Below are 20,603 nucleotides of genomic sequence, written 5' to 3'. Positions count from 1 at the left end.
TAGAAGAAATGGAAAATATCAAGGTTGATCATTCTTATACCGCAGATGATATACAGGTATTAGAAGGTTTAGAAGCGGTACGTAAAAGACCTGGTATGTACATTGGTTCCACCAGTGAACGAGGACTTCACCATCTGGTATGGGAAATCGTCGATAACTCAATCGATGAGGCTTTGGCAGGCTTTGCGACAGATATAGAAATTGCGATTGAAAAAGATAATATCATTCGTGTAGAAGATAATGGACGAGGAATGCCAACAGGTATCGTTGAAAAAACAGGAATTTCAGGTGTCGAAACCATCTTTACAGTGCTACATGCCGGAGGAAAATTCGGCGGTGGAGCTTATAAAGTATCCGGTGGTCTTCACGGTGTTGGTGCAAGTGTTGTAAATGCATTAAGTGAATGGCTTGAAGTTACGGTATTTCAAAACGGTCATACGCATTATCTGCGCTTTGAAGACGGAGGTAAAGCAGTTGCGCCGTTAAAAGTAATCGGTGATAGTGAAAAGCATGGATCTATGGTTCGTTTTAAAGCGGATCCGACCATTTTTCAAGAAACTCAAATCTATGATTTCGATACCCTGAATACAAGAGTTCGTCAGCTTGCATTCTTAAATAAAAGTATCAAATTGGTGCTGATCGATGAACGAGAAGAAGAACCAAAAAGAATTGAATATAAATACGATGGTGGTATCCGTCAGTATGTAGAATATTTAAATAAAAATAAAACGCCTTTACATGAAGATGTTGTATATGTAGAAGGTATTGAAAATGGAATTCTAGCGGAAATTGCAATGCAGTACAACGATGGTTATATTCCTAATATTTATTCTTTCTGTAATAATATCAATACTGCAGAAGGTGGTACTCATGAAGATGGTTTCCGTCTTGCGTTAACACGTATCATTAATGCTTATGCAAGAGAAGCGGGAATGATCAAAAAGGATGAAACATTAGCCGGTGAAGATTGTCGTGAAGGATTAACCGCTATTATATCTGTGAAACATCCAGATCCTCAATATGAAGGGCAGACAAAGACAAAACTTGGAAATAGTGAAGTAAGAAAAATTGTATCTAGTATCTTAGGAGAACAATTAGAACGCTTCTTTATGGAAAATCCAAATACAGCGAAGATCATTGTAGATAAAGCAATTCTTGCTAGTAAAGCACGTATGGCCGCAAAGAAAGCAAGAGAATTGACCCGCCGTAAGAATGTACTTGAAATCAGTAGTCTTCCTGGTAAGCTTGCCGATTGTAGTAGTAAAGATGCCAGTGAATGTGAAATCTACATAGTCGAGGGTGATTCTGCCGGTGGTAGTGCCAAACAAGGTAGAAATTCTAAATTTCAAGCGATTTTGCCATTACGTGGTAAAATCTTGAACGTAGAAAAAGCAAGAATGCAAAGAATCTTCGAAAATGCAGAAATTCGTTCCATGATTACAGCATTCGGTTGTGGTATTGGCGAAGAAATGGATGTAACTAAGCTTCGTTATCATAAGATCATAATCATGACCGATGCCGATGTCGATGGTGAACATATTTGTGCTTTGATGTTAACCTTCTTCTATCGTTTCCTTCGTCCTATTATCGAAGGTGGATATGTATATATTGCAATGCCTCCGCTATTTAAGCTTCAAAAGGGAAACAAGGTAGAATATGTATATTCAGAACCTGAACGTGATGAAAAGCTTGCTCAGATGGGTGATAATGTTGGTATTCAGCGTTATAAAGGTCTAGGTGAGATGAATCCGGAACAGCTATGGGAAACTACCATGGACCCTGCATTTAGAACCTTAAAGCAAGTAAATATCGAAGATGCGATGAAAGCAGATGAAGTATTCGAAATGCTGATGGGTGAAGAAGTAGAGCCAAGACGACAATTTATCCAAGAAAATGCGGAATATGCAACTGTGGATATTTAGGAGGTAACAATTAGATGGATATAAATAAAGATAAACTAAAACAAGTAGATATATATGAAACGATGCGTACCTCTTTCTTAAACTATTCTATGTCAGTTATTATGGATCGTGCTTTGCCGGATGTGCGTGATGGATTAAAACCAGTACATAGACGTATTCTTTATGCAATGAATGAATTAGGTATCGTTGCCAGCAAACCGTTTAAAAAGTCAGCACGTATCGTCGGTGAAGTTATAGGTAAGTATCATCCTCATGGTGATACTGCAGTATATGATGCTATGGTTCGTATGGCACAAGATTTCAGTTATCGTTATATGTTAGTTCAAGGACATGGTAACTTCGGTTCTATGGATGGCGATGGTGCAGCTGCTATGCGTTATACCGAAGCTCGTATGAGCAAAATCGCAATGGAAATGATGAAGGATATCAATAAAGATACCGTAGATTTCCGTCCTAACTATGATGCAGAAGAAGTGGAACCTGAAGTGTTACCGGCTCGTTTTCCAAATTTATTGGTGAATGGTGCTGTTGGTATTGCAGTTGGTATGGCTACAAACATTCCACCTCATAACTTAAACGAAGTTATTGATGCTACATTAGCTATCATGGATAATCCTGAAATCACAGTAAAAGATTTGATGGATAATTACATTCAAGGACCTGATTTTCCAACAGGAGCTACCATTTTAGGTAGAGCAGGGATCAAACAGGCTTATGAAACAGGGCGTGGAAGTGTTGTAGTACGTGCAAAATCTCATATTGAGGAAATGGATAATGGAAAGCATAGAATCGTTGTTACTGAGGTCCCATATCAAGTAAATAAAGCAAATTTGATTGAAAAAATAGCAAATTTAGTACGTGATAAACAAATAGAAGGAATCACTTATTTGAATGATGAATCCAATCGTGAGGGTATTCGTATCGTCATTGAGGTTCGTAAGGATGTTCAGACTGAGGTTATCTTAAATCAACTTTATCGATTAACATCTTTACAAACCAGTTTTGGATGCAATATGCTTTCTTTGGTAAATAAAACACCTAAGCAAATGGGAATCAAAGAGATGCTTCAACATTATGTTGATCATCAAATTGAAGTGACGGTTCGTCGAACTAGATTCGAACTGAAAAAGGCAGAAGACCGTGCACACATATTAGAAGGTTTACGAATTGCATTAGATCATATTGACGAAATCATTCGTATCATTCGAGCATCAGAAACTGACTCAGTTGCACGTAATGAATTGATCGAACGTTTTCATTTAAGTGAAATACAAGCTAATGCGATTCTTGAAATGCGTTTAAGACGTTTGACAGGTTTGGAAAGAGATAAAATTGAAAATGAATATCAAGAATTGATGATTCAGATTGCCGATTTAAAAGATATTCTAGCAAATCATTCCAGAGTTGTTCAAATCATTACAGATGAATTAACTGAAGTGAAAAATCGCTTTGGTGATCCACGTCGTACAGAAATCAGTGAAGCTGACTTCGATATGCAGGATGAAGATTTGATCCCTGTAGAAGATGTGGTGATCACTATGACAACCAACGGCTATGTAAAACGTATGCCTGTAGATACTTATCGTACACAAAATCGTGGTGGTCGTGGAGTGAAGGGAATGGCAGTGAATGAGGATGATGTTGTAGATTTATTGATTACGATGTCTACACATGATTATTTATTGTTGTTTACAAACTATGGTAAAGTATATCGTATCAAAGGATATCAAATACCTAATGCTTCAAGAACTGCAAAAGGTTTGCCGGTTGTTAATTTATTGAATTTAGATAAAGAAGAAAAAGTTTGTACATTGGTACCTGTAAAACGTGAATCTGAGTCTGAATATTTGATGTTCGTGACGAAAAAAGGTATTGTAAAACGTACTCCTATGAGTGAATTTGATTCTATTCGTCAAAACGGTAAAATCGCTATCACGTTACGTGAAGATGATGAACTTGTTGGAGTTAAAGAAACAACTGGTGATGATGAAATCATTATCGCAGGATCAAATGGTAAAGCAGTGCGTTTCAATGAAGATGATATTCGTCCTATGGGAAGAACAGCAAGTGGTGTCAAAGGATTTAATACAGATGGCAGCATCGTTGTTGGTCTTGCTACAAATAGAGATGGAACACATCTATTAGCAGTAAGTGAGAATGGTTATGGTAAACGTACACCAATTTCAGAATATCGTTTGACAACACGTGGAGCGAAAGGTGTAAAAACCATCAATGTAACTGATAAAACCGGTGAATTGATATCTGTACGTGCAGTGAATGGTGATGAAGATGTTATGATTATCACAAATAGTGGAATTATCATTCGTATCGCAGTAGAAAATATTGGTATTTATAGCCGTAATACACAAGGTGTAAGATTGATCCATGTAGGCGATGAAGAATCAGTATCTAAGGTAGCAATTGTTGATGCAGAAGAAATTGAAGAGGAAAAAGAAGTAGAAAATAGTGACAATGTTACTGAAACTACGGAAATCAATGATGTTTCTGAAGAAGTGATTGACAATGAAAACAAAGAATGATATAAAATAAACAAACGTTGAAAAGGATAAGTAATAAACATGTTTATGCATAGAGAAATAACGGCTGGTGGAAGTTATGATAACTGTTTATGAAATCAACCTTGGAGTGAATCAATGAATTGAGTAGTTGATTACGGTAGCACCGTTATCGCTTTGAGATAATCAGTTTTTCTGATTGAAAAAGGGTGGCAACACGAGGTATCGTCCCTTTCGGACAATACCTCTTTTTTATTTATATAGGAATATGGAGGTTATAAAGTATGTTAGATATGAAATTCTTACGTGAAAATCCTGAACTTGTAAAAGAGAATATAAGAAAAAAATTTCAGGATCACAAATTAGAACTTGTAGACAAGGTAATCCAATTAGATGTGGAAAATCGTGAATTAAAACAAAAAGGTGATGAACTTCGAAGTCAAAGAAACAAGTTGAGTAAACAAATTGGCGGATTGATGGCTAAAGGTGAAAAAGAAGAAGCTGAAAAGATAAAAGCACAAGTGCAATCTATGGCTGATGAAATGAAAGTTACTGAAGAAAAAGAAGCTGTCCTAAGTACTGAAATTAAAAATATCATGATGCAGATACCAAATATCATTGATCCAAGTGTTCCAATTGGCAAGGATGATAGTGAAAATGTGGAATTGAAAAAATATGGTGAACCTGTGGTTCCTGATTTTGAAATTCCTTATCACACTGAGATTATGGAAAAATTTGATGGTATAGATTTAGATAGCGCAAGAAAAGTTGCCGGTAATGGATTCTATTATTTGATGGGCGATATTGCTAGATTACATTCTGCTGTTATTTCTTATGCTAGAGATTTCATGATCAATAGAGGTTTTACTTATGTTGTTCCTCCTTTCATGATTCGTAGTGATGTTGTTACAGGAGTTATGAGTTTTGCGGAAATGGAAGGAATGATGTATAAAATAGAAGGTGAAGATTTGTATCTGATTGGTACTTCTGAACATTCTATGATTGGAAAATTTATCGATACGATTTTAGATGAAAAGAAACTTCCATATACTTATACTAGCTATTCTCCATGTTTCCGTAAAGAAAAAGGTGCACATGGAATAGAAGAACGTGGAGTGTATCGTATTCACCAATTTGAAAAACAAGAGATGATCGTTGTTTGTAAACCAGAGGAAAGTGCAGATTGGTTTGTAAAACTATATACAAATACAGTTGACTTATTTAGAAGTTTAGATATTCCTGTAAGAACGTTAGAATGTTGTTCAGGTGATCTTGCTGATTTAAAATGTAAGTCTATTGATGTTGAGGCATGGAGTCCTCGTCAGAAAAAATATTTTGAAGTAGGTAGCTGTTCTAATTTAACTGATGCACAGGCAAGACGCTTGGGTATTCGTGTAAAAGGTGAAGATGGAAAATATTTTGCTCATACATTAAATAATACAGTGGTAGCTCCGCCAAGAATGTTAATAGCATTCCTTGAAAATAATTTGAATGAAGATGGATCAGTAAACATACCGGAAGTTCTTCGTCCATACATGGGTGGAACTGAAAAAATGATTCCAACAAAATAATAAAAGGATACTCTTTTCATATTTTTATGAATGAGAGTATTTTTTTATGAAACTATGATTAGTTTCACGTGAAACATTAGAAATTTATATAAAATTGCTCTTATTTGATAAAAAAACAGCTTAAAAATCAATGTATATAATATATTAAAATAAGTGATAAATAAAGGATAATTTTGTATTTTATACTATCTTTTATCAACTTGTAATTTGCATCGAAATATCATGATATAGAGAATGACTAATCTCAATTCACAAAAAAATAGCTATTTTTTTGTTTCACGTGAAACAAATTATCAAAATTAGAAAAATATAAAAAGTTGATGTTGAATTTTTCTTGTTCTATGTTATAATATAAAAGCTACTACAATGATATCTACTGAATTAGGTCAGGTCGGGAACGAAGCAGCCTTAAGGGAGCTCTATTATGTGTGGTAGCACTTTTTTATTTTATGAGGAAAAATCAATGGATGAAAAATATATGAAGGAAGCAATGAAACAAGCAAAAAAGGCTGAATCAATAGATGAGGTTCCAATTGGATGTGTCATTGTAAAGGATGATAAAATTATCGCAAGAGGATATAATCTTAGAGAGAGTAAGCAACAATCAATTGCACATGCTGAGATTATTGCAATACAAAAAGCTTGCAGAAAATTAAAAAGTTGGAGATTAGATGATTGTATCTTATATGTTACTTTAGAACCATGTGCAATGTGTACAGGTGCAATATTACAATCAAGAATCAAGCGAGTTGTTTATGGTGCTGCTGATCCAAAAGGTGGATGTATTGAAAGTTGTATTAAACTCTATGAGTATAAAGGTTTTAATCACTATCCTGAAATAAGTAGTGGTGTCTTAGCAACTGAGTGTGCACAATTATTAAAGGATTTCTTTAAAAAAAAGAGAGAAAGTAAGAAGAATAAGCGAATAAACGAAGGTTAATTATGCATTTGTTTATTTGCTTTTTTATATTAATTTCTTCATGAATCCATGGTATAATAATCACTAGAGAAAGCAGGTGAAGTATGGCATATAAAGCACTTTATCGTACTTATCGACCAAATAGCTTTGAGGAAGTTGCAGGACAACAACATGTGGTAAAGACTCTACAGCATGCTGTTGAACAGCATAAGATAGCACATGCATATTTATTCTGTGGACCAAGAGGAACTGGAAAAACTTCTATCGCAAAGATATTTGCAAAAATGATTAACTGTGAGAGTACTGATCATAAACCTTGTGGTGTTTGTGAAAACTGCCAAGCAGTATTAAGTGGTACTCATCCTGATATCATTGAAATAGATGCAGCCAGTAATAATGGTGTTGAAGAGGTACGTAGTTTAATTGAAAAAGTAAAATATGCTCCATTAAAGGGCAAGTATAAGGTTTATATCATTGATGAGGTTCATATGATGTCTTCCGGTGCATTTAATGCATTATTGAAAACAATAGAGGAACCACCTGAACACGTAATCTTTATTTTAGCAACTACAGAGCCTCATAAAGTATTGCCAACTATCATTTCTAGATGTCAACGATTTGATTTCACAAAGGTTTCTGATAATGAAATAATAGGTCGTTTGCATACAATATTAGAGGCTGAGCATATTACATGTGAGGATGAGGTTGTTAGGATCATAGCTCAATTGGCAGATGGTGGGCTACGTGATGCTCTTTCTATTCTTGATCAGTGTATTGCTTATGCTCAAGATGATATAAAAGTACATCATATCAATGAGATTTATGGTATCACAACAGTAAAAGAAAAACTAACATTATTTGATCATATCTTTCAAAAGAATGCTTTAGAACTATTGAATATTATTGATACTTTAATTGATAAGGGAATCGATATCAAACGATTAACTAATGATTTGATTGAGATATTAAAGGAAACCATTATTTTCGAATATACGAAAGAATCAAATCTGCTACATGTATTAACTTCTAATGAGGTTATCCATATTACTGATCAAATATCAATTAAAAAGCGATTTGATATGATAACTCTTTTGATGGAAACTTATGATAAATATAGAACGGCGGCAAATGCTGGATCATATTTTGAAGTATGTTTACTGAAAATGCTAGATTTGGCGGCTTCTGATGAAGCAGTATCTAATGTCCAACAAATTGAGCAGAAGCCAGAGCCTCTATTCAAAAAGAGGGAAACACCAATTTCTATAGAACCAACATCTAATAATGTTTCACGTGAAACATCAAAATCAAAGCCTGTGTATAAAATGCCGGAAACATCCCCTGATATTCAAGATATAGATGATGGAAGCTTTAATTTTCATCAAGAAGTAGTATCGGCGCCTGTTGAAGTAAAGGTCCATGAGAATAAAGCAGCAGAGCCTTTAGATGATGAATTCATACTTGGTTTATTAGCCGGTGCAAATAAACCTGAAAAAGCGAATGATATGAAAAATTTTAAGCGTATTGATGAGTATACCATTAATTTAAAATGGGCAAAATATGCGAATCTATTAAAACATGGTGGAATTGTTGGATCTGGACATAACTATGTTGTTCTTGTTGTTGATAATCAAGCTGAAGCAAATCAAATCAATGAACTAGATAGTAATAATGAATTGTGTGAGTTTTTATTAGAATTATTAGAAAAGTCTAAGAAGATATTTGCAATCTCTATGGATCAACAGAAAAGAGTAATTCAAGCATTTAAAGAGAGAATGCTAAATGGAACATTACCTGATCCAATTCAAGTACAAGATGTAGTAGTCGATACAGAAAAAAATAAAGAAAAAACACAAGAAGAGATTGTTTTAGATCTCTTTGGAAAAGAAAATATAACAGTGATGGAGGAATAACAATATGAATATGCAAGCATTATTAAAACAGGCACAGAAGATGCAAAAGGATTTAGCAAAAGTAGAAGAAGAACTTTCCACAAAAGAATATGAAGCAACCATGGGTGGAGGTGTTGTTAAAGTAGTGATAAAGGATATGAAGGTAGAAGATATTCAAATTGAAGAATCACTTCTTGAAAAGGATGGTAAAGAGGATTTACAAGAAATGTTAAAAGCAGCATTAAATGATGCTTTTACACAAGCTGTAGAGGATAAAGAAAAAACTATGAACTCAATTACAGGTGGAGTAAAAATGCCAGGAGGCTTCTAATGTATCCTAAACAATTTGAAGCGCTGGTTGAAAGTCTTAGAAATTTACCAGGTGTAGGCTTAAAAACAGCAGAACGATATGCATTTCAAATTCTAGAATGGGATGAAGAAAAGTTAGATGATTTTATTCATAGTCTAAGCAATATTCAGAATGGTGATTTAAAACGATGTAATATATGTGGTAACTTATCAGAAGGAGATACATGTGAAATTTGTAAAGATCATACAAGAGATGAATCTGTAATCTGTGTTGTACAAACCGCTAAGGATGTTATCGCCATGGAAAAAACAAGAGAATTTAATGGTGTATATCATGTTTTAAATGGGGTGATTTCAACATCAAAGGGTATTCTACCGGATGATATCAATATTGCATCCTTGATGGATAGAATCAATGATGATACAAAAGAAGTCATTCTTGCGACAAATCCAACTGTTGAAGGTGAAACCACTGCTCTTTATATTTCAAAACTATTAGAAAACTATCCGGTAACAGTGACCAGAATAGCCCATGGGCTTCCTATGGGGGGACATTTAGACTATGCAGATGAGCTGACATTAATCAAAGCAATTGAAGGTCGAAATAAAATGTAAAAATCGTGATATCCACGGTTTTTCTTTTTATTTCATGTTAAAATAAAAGTAGAAAAGGGTGATACTATGTCTTCCATTGCTTATGTCACAGACCGACAGATGATAGAATACCATCGACTAAATGCAAATAGAGAAATAAACTTTTGGAAACCAAGCCTAAAAAAGATAACAAATTTTAAGTATGGTGATTTTCTATTTTTCCTTGCTAAAGGAACAGAGAAGGGAATTAAGAAAGAAAAGGGAATTTTAGGTTATGGAAAGCTAAAAGTTAACCATATTCTTTCCTTTGATCAAATGTGGTTGAGATATGGTACAAAGAACGGATATGCAACAAAAGAAGCATTAGAAGAAGCAATTCTTAAAATTACTAAAAATCATAAACTACCGACTTCTTTGAGTTGTTTTGAATTACAAGAAGTGACATTCTTTCAAGCTCCTGTTTATTTAAGTGAGATTGGTGTTGAAATATCAAATAAAATAGAAAGTTATTTTTATTTAGATAAAGACGATATGATGAATACAAGTAAGATCCTTAATGTTGCTAATGAAATAGGTATGGATATCTGGTCCAATATCTTATATGAAAATGATGAAACATTCATAGATGATGCAAAGTTTAATTTTATTATGAATATCAATGAAAAACTAAAATTGGATATAAGTAAATATGAAGATATAAAAGTGTTTAAATATTGCCAACACTTCATTACCTCCGCAAATCAAAAGATGGTTGGAAGAAATGCTTGGATTGATCATAAGGATGAGAAACTAAGTGTATATCTTCCTTGTTTGATCAGTATAAATGATTCCATTAGTAAACTCCAGAGGTATATAGGACACTATGTTTTATTTAATAGTTATATTCAAATGAGTGAATATGCAAATAGTATTGATTTGATCCTAGTATTCCAACAAAAGTTAAATCAGGAAATGAAGAAATTATTAGACCATAGTGGTGTACAATATAAAGAAAAGCTAGTCAATGATGACTAGCAAGTAGAAAGAAAGCTGAAGGACAAATGCAAGAGGCATGAGTATCTGAAACTTTCTTTTTTTAGTTTTATGATGAAAACATACCATTCCCAAGCATCCACCGAATCCACCAAATAAAGCAGCACAACCTAGTAAGGTAGCTTCTGATATACGATATAAATGATGCTTAGCCTTATATTTATCAAGACCCATTAAGAAGAAGACAAACATGTTCCAAATAAAGTAAACTATATAAAAAATATCAATCATAATGTAGATAAGGCTCGCTTACTTTTTGAAACACAATTTTTTTCATAATGAATGTTTAGCGGTTTTAAAATATCCTCAAACATTCGCAATCCATCATGCTCTTTTTTATATTCATACTCAATTTCATAATCTTCAATTCCATGATACATATTATGATCAAAACATATTTCAGCATAACCATTAAAAATAACAGCACGATCTGTTGTAAGACTCGTTAGCTCAACAATTGGGGATTTAATATTTAACTCAAGCAACAAAGCCTTTATTTCACTATCTTCAAATGCTAAAATAGAATTTTCAAAAACCTCTTTCTCAAATTCCATAAGACCCTCATTCGTATGTTTTTTTAACGTAAATATAAAATGGCCTTCTTTTTCTCTTATTCTCATAGAACCATAATTCTTTCGTATCTGCCAATCTTCCGTATCATAATAGGTATTGATCTGTCGGATAAAAACCAAATGATCATATTGTTTTGTTAAAATATGAAATTGTTCTTTCGTTAATAAAACCTTATATTCTTTTTCTATATTTTGATTCATCTTTCATCACCCTGAAATCTATGATACAATAGAAACAACGCAAAAGGAAGTGATTTGTGATGAATTATGCAATTGTTTCTAAAGTTGATGAGAAGTCTCATATTGTTTCACAAAAAATCAGAAAAAGATTAAATGAAGAAGGCTGGATCGAAAATGAAAAAACAGCACAACTCATTATTTGTGTTGGTGGAGATGGGACACTATTATATGGTGTGCATCAGTTTTTAGATAGAATCAATGATCTTCTTTTTTTAGGTATCCATACAGGGACGCTTGGTTTTTTCACTGACTATACGGAAGAGGAGTTAGAAGAGTGTCTACATGATATTCTTCATAAGACACCACATATTTATGAATCACGTTTACTAAGAATCGAATTGGATGATCATAAGACGCCTTTCTATGCTTTAAATGAAATGAGAATCGAAAATCTTGTGAAATCACAAATTGTTGACGTCTATATCGATGGTGAATTTTTTGAAACATGTAGAGGATCGGGAATTTGTTTATCAACCCAAGCAGGTTCTACCGCATATAATCGAGGATTGGGCGGTGCTGTGATTGAATGTGGGTTATCTGTTATGCAATTGGCAGAAGTAACTGCTATTCAACATTCTAAACATCGTTCGCTTGGAAGTCCATATATTCTAATGGAAAATAGGGTTGTTACAATGAAAAGTAATACCTTTGATACAGCAATGCTTTGTTATGATCACTTAAACGAACAACTGGAAAATACAACTCAAGTTATTTGTAGAATGTCAGATAAAAAAGTAAAGTTTGCTAGATATCGAGAATATAGTTACTTAAAGCGATTAAAAAATCTATATTAAAAGCCAGGTCATGTGACCTGGCTTATTCGTATACATAATCCGAAAGTTTTTTTGCTTTTCTACTAGCATTCATAATGATACCGATTGCGACCATATAGGATAACATACTAGAACCACCATAAGATAGAAACGGTAATGTAATACCTGTAATCGGTAGTAATCCGATCAACATCCCAATATTTTGAAATTGCTGATATAACAACAAACCTAAAAACCCAATCAACATATATTTATCAATCATATTTTTAGATAATGAAGCAATCCTACAAATATGTAAATCAAGGAATAAACATAAACCAACAACAAATATCGTTCCAATAAATCCCCATGTTTGTCCGATAACTGCGAAAATCAAATCGGTTTGAGCCTCAGGTAAACTAACTAGGCTAGCTTGCATACCATGTCCGCTTAACCCTGCAGAACCTATAACAAGAAGCGATAAGTATAATTGATGACCATCACCACCGATATCTGATTCAGGATTTAACCAACTTGTGATACGTCTTAGTTTATAACCGCCTTCACCGCCAATCAAGGCATTCAATGTATCAAAGTGAAAGAAATACATATAGAAGAACAATGCAAGCGCAATGGCTACAATACTAAGTAATATCATGATCCATTCTTTTTTTATACCACTGCACATAACCATAGCCGCAATTGAGATAAACATGATCAGTACTACACCTGTATCCGGTTGAATCAACACCAGTATCACAGGAGGTATTGCCCACTTTAATATTTCTATAATTAATTTAAAATCCTGTTCATAGGATTCCGTTAGCTTTTCTTTGTTATGCTCATCAATGATATTCGCAACTAGTATAATCAAAACGATCTTCATAAATTCACTTGGTTGGAAAGAACCAATACCAGCAGGTAAATCAAACCACGAGGTAGCACCATTCACTGTAAGGAAAAAAGGAAGATCTCTTAATGTAAAGGAATGGTACACTTTATCAACAAGCAATAAGGCAAGCATGACCAGTAATATCCAATAACCGATTTTAGCAAATTGCAATAAGGAGTCATTTCCTAAAAACATCAAAGCAGCAATGACGATGAAACCTAACACATACCACATGATTTGTTTTATAAGGTAATTCATACCAGCTGCAGTTCCTAAGATTCCAAATGCAGAATATATCGCCGCAAGACTTGTAAACATCATCATAATGATGGTTCCTATGAGTATATAATCAAACTTATCGGGGCTTTTCGCACGCGATAATCCTAACTTCATTCGCATCAACTCCATTTTCTCAAGTGTATTTATTATAACACGTTTTAAAACTGTTATGTGATTGGTTATATGCAAAACTTCTTAAGAATTAGAAAGATTTCATCTAGGAACAAAAAACTGGTAAATAAAAGGATTTTTAAATATTTTGAAAGATAAAATAATCAAGTGAAATCGCACAAAAAGATAGGAAAATTTGTTATAATATATAATCGAAGTGGAGTTGATACAATGAGTAAAAAACCTAGTTATACACCGATGATGAAACACTATCTGGAAGTGAAAGAACAACATAAAGATGCAATTATATTTTATCGTTTAGGAGACTTTTATGAAATGTTTTTTGATGATGCGAAAACAGCTAGTCAAGAGCTAGATTTAGTCTTAACCGGAAGAAATGCCGGTGTAGAGGAAAGAGTACCGATGTGTGGCATTCCTCATCATGCAGCAAATGGCTATATCCAGCGTTTAATTCAAAAGGGGTATAAGGTTGCCATTGTGGAACAACTGGAAGATCCGGCTTTAGCAAAAGGCCTTGTGAAAAGAGATGTAATCAAAATTGTAACACCAGGAACGATCATGGATGAAGTTAGTGATGAAAAAAATACCGTATATATTGCGTCTATGCATGATTATCAATTTGGTCTTGCCGTGGTATTATGTGAAATGACCACAGGAGAAATGAGAGCACAATTAATTGACAAACAAGTTATGGCGATACAAAAGGTACTATTGGGTAATAATGTAAAAGAAATCGTCGTGGAAGAAAAATTTGATAAAAAAATCTTAAAGATGATCGAAGATATGCAATGCATTACCATATCCATAGAAAATAATTCGCAAATCAAAGAGGAATATCAATATTTATTACAAGGTATCGAAGATGATCGAGTTCATCAAACATTTGGTATTTTAATGAATTATTTGGAAGAAACACAAAAGCGTAATATGGCACATCTACAACATGTAGAAATGGTGTATGAAAATGAATTCTTACAGATGGATTTCTCTACAAAACAAAACTTAGAGTTGACGCAAAGTATTCGCAATAATTCAAAATCACAAACGTTATGGGATTTTTTAGATAAATGCAGAAGCTCTATGGGCTCCAGACTTTTAAAAAAATGGATCGAATATCCATTAGTAGATCCATCCGCAATCAATCAGCGATTAGATGCGATTGAATACTTAAACGATAATTTTATCACCAAGGATGAATTAAAAGAGCATTTGGGTTATGTATATGATATGGAACGTTTAAGTGCACGTGTTGCATATGGTAATGCCAATCCAAGAGATGTTCTTCGTCTGGTAAAAACATTAGAACATGCCCCTACGATCTTTGAACTTTTTCAAGGATGTAAGAGCTATGATGAATTTCGTCAAATTGATCCATGTAAAGAGCTTTATGATGTTATCAATGGCGCTATAATAGATAATCCACCTTTGACCTTCAAGGATGGAGGTGTCTTTGTAGATGGCTATAGTGAAGAATTAGATCGTGTCAGAGAAATCGGAAAGCATGGAAAAGATTGGATTTTAGATTTAGAAAATAAAGAAAAAGAACGTACCGGTGTTAAATCATTAAAAATCGGTTATAATAGGGTATTTGGATATTATATCGAAGTAACCAAAACCAATGTCGGACAAATCAAAGAAGAATATGGTTATATCCGAAAACAGACACTAAGTAATGCTGAACGTTTCGTAACACAGGAATTAAAAGAAAAAGAAGATGCCATTGTACATGCACAGGAAAGAAGCGTTCGTTTGGAAATAGAATTATTTAATGATTTATTAAATCAAATTAAAGTATATCTTCCAAAGCTACATGATTTATCTAATGCGTTATCTACCATTGATGCATTATTCTCTTTATCTGAAATCAGTAGTGAAAATGGTTATACAAGACCCCAATTTCATACATCACATAGTATTCTATTAGAAGAAGCACGTCATCCTATCTTGGATAAGATGATGAAAACAACACGTTATGTTTCTAATGATCTGAAGATGGATGAACAAAATGATATCTTAATGATTACCGGGCCTAACATGGGTGGTAAATCTACATATATGAGACAAACAGCTCTGATCGTCATCATGGCACAAATCGGATGTTTTGTACCGGCTAGAAAAGCAGATATGCCAATATTTGATCAAATATTTACTAGAATAGGTGCAAGTGATGATATCATGAGCGGACAATCTACATTTATGGTAGAAATGATAGAGGCAAACAATGCTTTAAAAAATGCAACTGCCAACTCCTTAATCTTATTTGATGAAATAGGTCGTGGTACTTCAACCTATGATGGTATGGCGTTAGCTCAAGCAATGATCGAATATATCGATCGAAACATTAAAGCAAAGACATTATTTTCAACTCATTATCACGAACTAACTGAGATGGAATCAAAAAATCCTTCTATTCATAATGTTCATGTAGATGTTCATGAAGAAGATGAGCATGTCACCTTCTTATATCGTGTTGTAGATGGCAAAGCAGATAAATCTTATGGTATCAATGTCGCACGACTTGCACATCTTCCAAGTTCAGTATTAGATCGAGCAAAGCAGATATTAGATAATCTGGAGACTCAGCCGAATCAGCTTAAGGAATTAACAGGTCCTGTAGTAATAGAAAAGGAAAATCCAAAACATGTAGAACTGATAGAACAGATCAATGCAGTTGATGTCAATAAAATGACACCAATGGAAGCTTTACAGTTTTTATATGAATTAAAAGCAAATATAAAATAAAAAGGAGGTGCTTCTCATGGGAAAAATCAATCGTCTAGATGAACATCTTTCCAATATGATAGCGGCAGGTGAAGTTGTTGAACGCCCAATGGGAATCGTAAAGGAACTTGTAGAAAATTGTATGGATGCACATGCGAAAAATATAGAAATACAGATTTTACAAGGAGGTATCGATACGATAACCATTATTGATGATGGAGATGGTATGGATGCACAAGATGCGACTTTAGCATTTGAGCGACACGCTACCAGTAAATTAAAAGAAGTCAATGACTTATGGAATATTCATACGATGGGATTTCGTGGCGAAGCACTTCCATCTATTGCTTCTGTATCCCATGTATTATTGAGAACCAATAATGGTATAGATGCCACTGAGGTAGAAATCAATTATGGTAAGCTGTTAAGTGCGAAACCTTGTGGAACACCAAAGGGAACAATGATCGAAGTAAAGAACCTTTTTCAGAAAACACCTGCACGTTTTAAGCATTTAAAAAGTCCACAATATGAATTTTCCTTAATCAGTGATGTTGTACAGAAATTTGCATTATCTCATCCTGAAATTGGCTTTTGTCTATCCCATGATGGAAGAACCATTTTCAAAACAAGAGAAAACGGTTCTTTATTAGAAGTTTTAATGCAAATATATGGTAGAGATACTGCAAAAACAGCAATTGAATTAAACGGGAAAGACTTAGATTATCATATTACCGGTTATGTCATGCAACCGCAATTCAATCGTGCTACCAAATACTATATGTTATTATATATCAATGGTCGTATGATTCGAAATTACCATCTACAAAAAGCAGTAATGGATGCTTATGCAAATTATCTACCAAAAGATAGATATCCTATTGTTGTCATCAATATGGAAATGGATGCACAATTGGTAGATGTGAATGTACATCCTAGTAAATGGGAAATACGTTTATCAAAAGAAAAGCAACTTGAAAAATTGGTATATGAAACGATTCATCAAGCATTAAAGGAACAATTACAAGTACCTGAAATAAAGAAAGCAGATATCATCAAAGAAAAAGTTGAAATACAAGAATTACAGTTTAGTTATGATAGAGAAAAACCAGTCAAAGAACTACATGATGACATTAATGATTCCTTTGTACATCCGGAAAATAATCCTGTCCCTATGATAGAGGAACCACCAGTCACAAAAGAAGAAAAGGATAAAAAAACATCCATTCAATATCCACAATCCTCTTATCCCAAAGGTGTAAGAGAAACATTTGTAAAAGAAGCAGAAAAACTTACAAAAACTAACATAAAACAAGATACGCAACAACATCCTATCATAGAAAAAAAAGAAGTTGAAGAGTTACAAAACATAGAGGAAGTCAAAGTAACACAACCGCCAATTGAGGAAGATAAGATTGCTATAGAAGCAATCAAAGAACCATCAAAAGAAGTCATCAAAGAATTCACACCGGTGAATCCAAGCTTACCTCAATTACAAGTGATTGGACAATTCCATAATTGTTATATTATAGCACAAGGTGAAAAAGGACTTTATATCATTGATCAACATGCAGCTCAAGAACGTTATCATTATGAAGTCATTGGAAAACAAATATTAGATGGTGTCACTGATACACAGCCTTTATTGTTGCCGATTACCATTGATTGTCCGATGTCAGCCATTACAAAAGTGGATGCAATCAATGCGTTAATGGAATCAATTGGAATTCATTTAGAAGTATTCGGTAATCAAACTTTTATTGTAAGAGAATTACCGATTTGGATGAAGGATACCAAAGAAGAAGATTTTATCAGAGATATGATTGATTATTTCGAACAAGATAGTGATATCAGTATCGAAAAGTTAAGAAAACATGCAATCGCAACGATGGCATGTCATAGTTCTATTCGATTCCATCGTAGTTTAACGATGGAAGAAATGAAACAGGTTATTGTGGATTTGGGAAAATGTGAACAGCCATTTCATTGTCCACATGGAAGACCAACGTTGATCTGTATGAGTGATGATGATTTGTTTAAGCAATTCGAGAGAGGGTAGGATATGGAAAAAGTATTGGTGATCGTTGGTCCTACCGGCGTAGGAAAAACCGCATTAAGTGTTGAGGTCGCAAGCCAATTACATGGCGAAATTATTAGTGGAGATTCTATGCAAGTGTATAAAGAAATGAGCATAGGAACGGCTAAGGTAACATTAGAAGAAACAAAAGGGATACCTCATTATATGATAGACTGTTTTTCATTAAATGAAGATTATAACGTAAAAATATTTCAAGATAAAGCAAGAGCTTATATCCAAAATATGAGTAAAAGAGATATATTACCTATCATTTGCGGAGGAACAGGATTATATGTAAAATCTACATTATATGATTATGAATTCGTAGAACAACCATCAGATGATGAATTTATGGAGTTTCTACATACACTTGGAAGAGATCAACTTTGGAGTATTCTTCAAATAGTTGATCCAAAAGCATGTGGTAATTTACATCCTAATAACCGACAACGTCTTTGTAGAGCAATTTATATGGCACATATGGGAGAAAAGAAAAGTGAAATTGTAGAAGCACAAACACATGCTCCTATCTATGATGCATATATCATTGGTTTAACAATGGATCGTGATGCACTATATGAACGCATCAATGCAAGAGTTGATCGAATGATAGAAGATGGCTTATTAGAGGAAATCACAAATATCGTCAAGCAATATCCTGATTGTTGGGAGTATCAAAGTTTCAAAGGAATTGGTTATAAGGAATGGAAAGCTTATTTTGATGGAACAGCATCGAAACAGGATTGTATTGACTTAATCAAAAAAAATTCAAGAAACTTTGCAAAGCGTCAATATACTTGGTTTAAAAATCAAATGGATGTTCATTGGTATGATATTACTGAGGATGGATATCCTAATCATGTTATAGATGATATTAAGGAATGGATAAAAAGATAGTATTTCATTTGTTATTATACTGATATATAAAGAATAAAAAATAATAACTAAAAGGAGAATTTCATGATAGAAACACCATTACAGAGAATGGAACTTTTGATTCAAAAAGAAGGAATAGAAAGATTAAGTACAGCTACCGTGATGGTTGTTGGCGTAGGAGGCGTTGGTTCTTATGCAGCAGAAGCGTTGGCTCGCTGTGGTATAGGATCTTTGATTCTAGTAGATGGAGATACTGTAGCCATCAGTAATTTAAATCGTCAAATTCACGCAACTTATGATACTTTACATCAATCTAAAACTAAGGTGATGAAAGAGCGTATTGAAACTTATCGAAAAGATTGCCGTGTTATTTGTTATGATATGTTTTATTCAGCTCAACAAAATGAGTTATTATTTCAACAGCCTGTCGATTTTGTTGTAGATGCCATTGATACTATGAGCTCGAAATTGGATTTGATTCAATATTGTCTAGAACATAAGATTCCTTTTATCTCGAGCATGGGTATGGCAAATCGTATGGATCCAACGAAAATTGAAATTACAGATCTTATGAAAACAAGCTATGATCCTGTAGCTAAAATCATGCGTTCTATGGTAAGAAAACATAAAATCAAAGGAAAAATACCTGTATTATTTTCTACAGAACAACCTATGACACAATCATTGATCGTGAATGAAGAGGGTGTAACAAGAAAACAAAAGATGCCACCTGCAAGTTCTCCATTTGTACCAAGTGTTGCAGGGCTTGTGGCTGCAAGTTATGCGGTAAGAAATATCTTAGTTAGTTGATGAATTTATAAAAAAATCTAAATGAAGCATAGATATAAAAAAAATAGTTAATTGAATTAAATAGTATTGGTAAAAGATAATTTTTATGTTATCTTTTTTTTATAGATAGATGAGGGTTTATAATGAAAATTTATTTGATATCAGACGATAATGTAGTAAGTAGAAAATTAAAAGAAAATATTGAAAAGAGGTCTTTAAATAAACATGAAACCATCATTATTAAAGATTGTCTTAATATAGATTTAAAAAATTGTATTGGTATTATAATAGATATTATCAAAATTTCCTCTATTGAATTAGAAAAGTTTTTTATAGCATTTGGTAGTATACCAATAGCGTATTTTATTGAGGAATCAAATAAAAAATATTTAAATAAAAACTCAATTAGAATTTATAAGGAAAAAATTAACGATTTAGTTGTTGATAGACTTATTGAGTATTTTGAGAGGTATAGTAATTTATTATTACAATATATATTTCTTAAAGATAAAAATTCTTATGTT

Annotated in this window: 17 protein-coding genes, 1 other RNA gene and 1 other annotated feature; of the genes, 15 read left to right on the top strand and 3 right to left on the bottom strand. The window is 33.4% G+C overall.

The window, feature by feature from the left end:
- The first annotated feature begins 8 nt into the window (after positions 1–8).
- The 9 genes from gyrB to UGRO018_RS12595 all read left to right on the top strand — a co-directional run bounded on the left by gyrB (position 9) and on the right by UGRO018_RS12595 (position 10,734).
- Positions 9–1,922: a DNA topoisomerase (ATP-hydrolyzing) subunit B gene (gene gyrB / locus UGRO018_RS12635; RefSeq protein ID WP_463667564.1), complete on the top strand. Its 1,914-nt coding sequence runs from the start codon at positions 9–11 to the stop codon at positions 1,920–1,922.
- A 14-nt stretch (positions 1,923–1,936) separates the two neighbouring features.
- Entirely contained in the window at positions 1,937–4,462 is a 2,526-nt protein-coding gene (gene gyrA / locus UGRO018_RS12630) for a DNA gyrase subunit A (RefSeq protein ID WP_416326850.1), read from the top strand.
- A gap of 8 nt (positions 4,463–4,470) precedes the next feature.
- Positions 4,471–4,674, top strand: a binding site (T-box leader).
- A 48-nt stretch (positions 4,675–4,722) separates the two neighbouring features.
- Entirely contained in the window at positions 4,723–6,009 is a 1,287-nt protein-coding gene (gene serS, locus UGRO018_RS12625; protein WP_416326849.1) for a serine--tRNA ligase, read from the top strand.
- Positions 6,010–6,359: 350 nt separating this feature from the next.
- Positions 6,360–6,457: signal recognition particle sRNA small type (ffs, locus tag UGRO018_RS12620), an RNA gene on the top strand.
- 15 nt (positions 6,458–6,472) lie between these two features.
- Positions 6,473–6,949, top strand: a complete 477-nt coding sequence (gene tadA, locus UGRO018_RS12615) for a tRNA adenosine(34) deaminase TadA (RefSeq protein WP_416326848.1) — start codon at positions 6,473–6,475, stop codon at positions 6,947–6,949.
- Positions 6,950–7,032: 83 nt separating this feature from the next.
- The gene (gene dnaX, locus UGRO018_RS12610) at positions 7,033–8,838 is read left to right on the top strand and encodes a DNA polymerase III subunit gamma/tau (protein ID WP_416326847.1); all 1,806 of its coding nucleotides are present in this window, start codon (positions 7,033–7,035) and stop codon (positions 8,836–8,838) included.
- A 4-nt stretch (positions 8,839–8,842) separates the two neighbouring features.
- Entirely contained in the window at positions 8,843–9,148 is a 306-nt protein-coding gene (locus UGRO018_RS12605) for a YbaB/EbfC family nucleoid-associated protein (RefSeq protein ID WP_416326846.1), read from the top strand.
- Complete coding sequence (gene recR / locus UGRO018_RS12600; RefSeq protein ID WP_416326845.1) at positions 9,148–9,741, top strand: recombination mediator RecR; 594 nt, start codon at positions 9,148–9,150, stop codon at positions 9,739–9,741. Before UGRO018_RS12605 ends, recR begins: the two co-directional genes overlap by 1 nt.
- 66 nt (positions 9,742–9,807) lie before the next feature.
- Complete coding sequence (locus UGRO018_RS12595; protein WP_416326844.1) at positions 9,808–10,734, top strand: hypothetical protein; 927 nt, start codon at positions 9,808–9,810, stop codon at positions 10,732–10,734.
- On the opposite strand, the gene UGRO018_RS12590 is transcribed toward UGRO018_RS12595, so the two are convergent.
- A complete protein-coding gene (locus UGRO018_RS12590; protein ID WP_416326879.1) occupies positions 10,717–10,944 on the bottom strand; it encodes a DUF1294 domain-containing protein in 228 nt (75 codons plus the stop codon). The genes UGRO018_RS12595 and UGRO018_RS12590 overlap by 18 nt on opposite strands.
- A gap of 35 nt (positions 10,945–10,979) precedes the next feature.
- Complete coding sequence (locus UGRO018_RS12585; protein WP_416326843.1) at positions 10,980–11,525, bottom strand: CYTH domain-containing protein; 546 nt, start codon at positions 11,523–11,525, stop codon at positions 10,980–10,982.
- Between the two features lie 59 nt (positions 11,526–11,584).
- On the opposite strand from UGRO018_RS12585, the gene UGRO018_RS12580 reads away from it, so the two are divergent.
- On the top strand, positions 11,585–12,358 hold the full coding sequence (locus UGRO018_RS12580) for an NAD kinase (protein WP_416326842.1): 774 nt from the start codon (positions 11,585–11,587) through the stop codon (positions 12,356–12,358).
- A gap of 22 nt (positions 12,359–12,380) precedes the next feature.
- On the opposite strand, the gene UGRO018_RS12575 is transcribed toward UGRO018_RS12580, so the two are convergent.
- On the bottom strand, positions 12,381–13,601 hold the full coding sequence (locus UGRO018_RS12575) for an FtsW/RodA/SpoVE family cell cycle protein (RefSeq protein ID WP_416326841.1): 1,221 nt from the start codon (positions 13,599–13,601) through the stop codon (positions 12,381–12,383).
- A gap of 228 nt (positions 13,602–13,829) precedes the next feature.
- On the opposite strand from UGRO018_RS12575, the gene mutS reads away from it, so the two are divergent.
- From mutS to UGRO018_RS12550, 5 genes are all read left to right on the top strand, one after another.
- Positions 13,830–16,361: a DNA mismatch repair protein MutS gene (gene mutS / locus UGRO018_RS12570; RefSeq protein WP_416326840.1), complete on the top strand. Its 2,532-nt coding sequence runs from the start codon at positions 13,830–13,832 to the stop codon at positions 16,359–16,361.
- Positions 16,362–16,377: 16 nt separating this feature from the next.
- Complete coding sequence (gene mutL / locus UGRO018_RS12565; RefSeq protein WP_416326839.1) at positions 16,378–18,396, top strand: DNA mismatch repair endonuclease MutL; 2,019 nt, start codon at positions 16,378–16,380, stop codon at positions 18,394–18,396.
- Positions 18,397–18,399: 3 nt separating this feature from the next.
- A complete protein-coding gene (gene miaA, locus UGRO018_RS12560) occupies positions 18,400–19,311 on the top strand; it encodes a tRNA (adenosine(37)-N6)-dimethylallyltransferase MiaA (RefSeq protein ID WP_416326838.1) in 912 nt (303 codons plus the stop codon).
- Positions 19,312–19,374: 63 nt separating this feature from the next.
- Positions 19,375–20,100: a tRNA threonylcarbamoyladenosine dehydratase gene (locus UGRO018_RS12555; RefSeq protein WP_463667563.1), complete on the top strand. Its 726-nt coding sequence runs from the start codon at positions 19,375–19,377 to the stop codon at positions 20,098–20,100.
- A 122-nt stretch (positions 20,101–20,222) separates the two neighbouring features.
- The coding region (locus tag UGRO018_RS12550; RefSeq protein ID WP_416326837.1) for a hypothetical protein at positions 20,223–20,603 on the top strand (381 nt) is incomplete at its 3' end.

Source organism: Hoskinsella mucinilytica, assembly GCF_045223415.1.
Lineage (GTDB): Bacteria > Bacillota_I > Bacilli_A > Erysipelotrichales > Erysipelotrichaceae > Hoskinsella > Hoskinsella mucinilytica.
This window is presented reverse-complemented; position numbering and strand designations above follow the sequence as displayed.

Coding starts and splice junctions, on each gene's coding strand:
- gyrB (WP_463667564.1), top strand. CDS start 9: ATGGAAAATATCAAGGTTGATCATTCTTATACCGCAGATGATATACAG.
- gyrA (WP_416326850.1), top strand. CDS start 1,937: ATGGATATAAATAAAGATAAACTAAAACAAGTAGATATATATGAAACG.
- serS (WP_416326849.1), top strand. CDS start 4,723: ATGTTAGATATGAAATTCTTACGTGAAAATCCTGAACTTGTAAAAGAG.
- tadA (WP_416326848.1), top strand. CDS start 6,473: ATGGATGAAAAATATATGAAGGAAGCAATGAAACAAGCAAAAAAGGCT.
- dnaX (WP_416326847.1), top strand. CDS start 7,033: ATGGCATATAAAGCACTTTATCGTACTTATCGACCAAATAGCTTTGAG.
- UGRO018_RS12605 (WP_416326846.1), top strand. CDS start 8,843: ATGAATATGCAAGCATTATTAAAACAGGCACAGAAGATGCAAAAGGAT.
- recR (WP_416326845.1), top strand. CDS start 9,148: ATGTATCCTAAACAATTTGAAGCGCTGGTTGAAAGTCTTAGAAATTTA.
- UGRO018_RS12595 (WP_416326844.1), top strand. CDS start 9,808: ATGTCTTCCATTGCTTATGTCACAGACCGACAGATGATAGAATACCAT.
- UGRO018_RS12590 (WP_416326879.1), bottom strand. CDS start 10,944: ATGTTTGTCTTCTTCTTAATGGGTCTTGATAAATATAAGGCTAAGCAT.
- UGRO018_RS12585 (WP_416326843.1), bottom strand. CDS start 11,525: ATGAATCAAAATATAGAAAAAGAATATAAGGTTTTATTAACGAAAGAA.
- UGRO018_RS12580 (WP_416326842.1), top strand. CDS start 11,585: ATGAATTATGCAATTGTTTCTAAAGTTGATGAGAAGTCTCATATTGTT.
- UGRO018_RS12575 (WP_416326841.1), bottom strand. CDS start 13,601: ATGAAGTTAGGATTATCGCGTGCGAAAAGCCCCGATAAGTTTGATTAT.
- mutS (WP_416326840.1), top strand. CDS start 13,830: ATGAGTAAAAAACCTAGTTATACACCGATGATGAAACACTATCTGGAA.
- mutL (WP_416326839.1), top strand. CDS start 16,378: ATGGGAAAAATCAATCGTCTAGATGAACATCTTTCCAATATGATAGCG.
- miaA (WP_416326838.1), top strand. CDS start 18,400: ATGGAAAAAGTATTGGTGATCGTTGGTCCTACCGGCGTAGGAAAAACC.
- UGRO018_RS12555 (WP_463667563.1), top strand. CDS start 19,375: ATGATAGAAACACCATTACAGAGAATGGAACTTTTGATTCAAAAAGAA.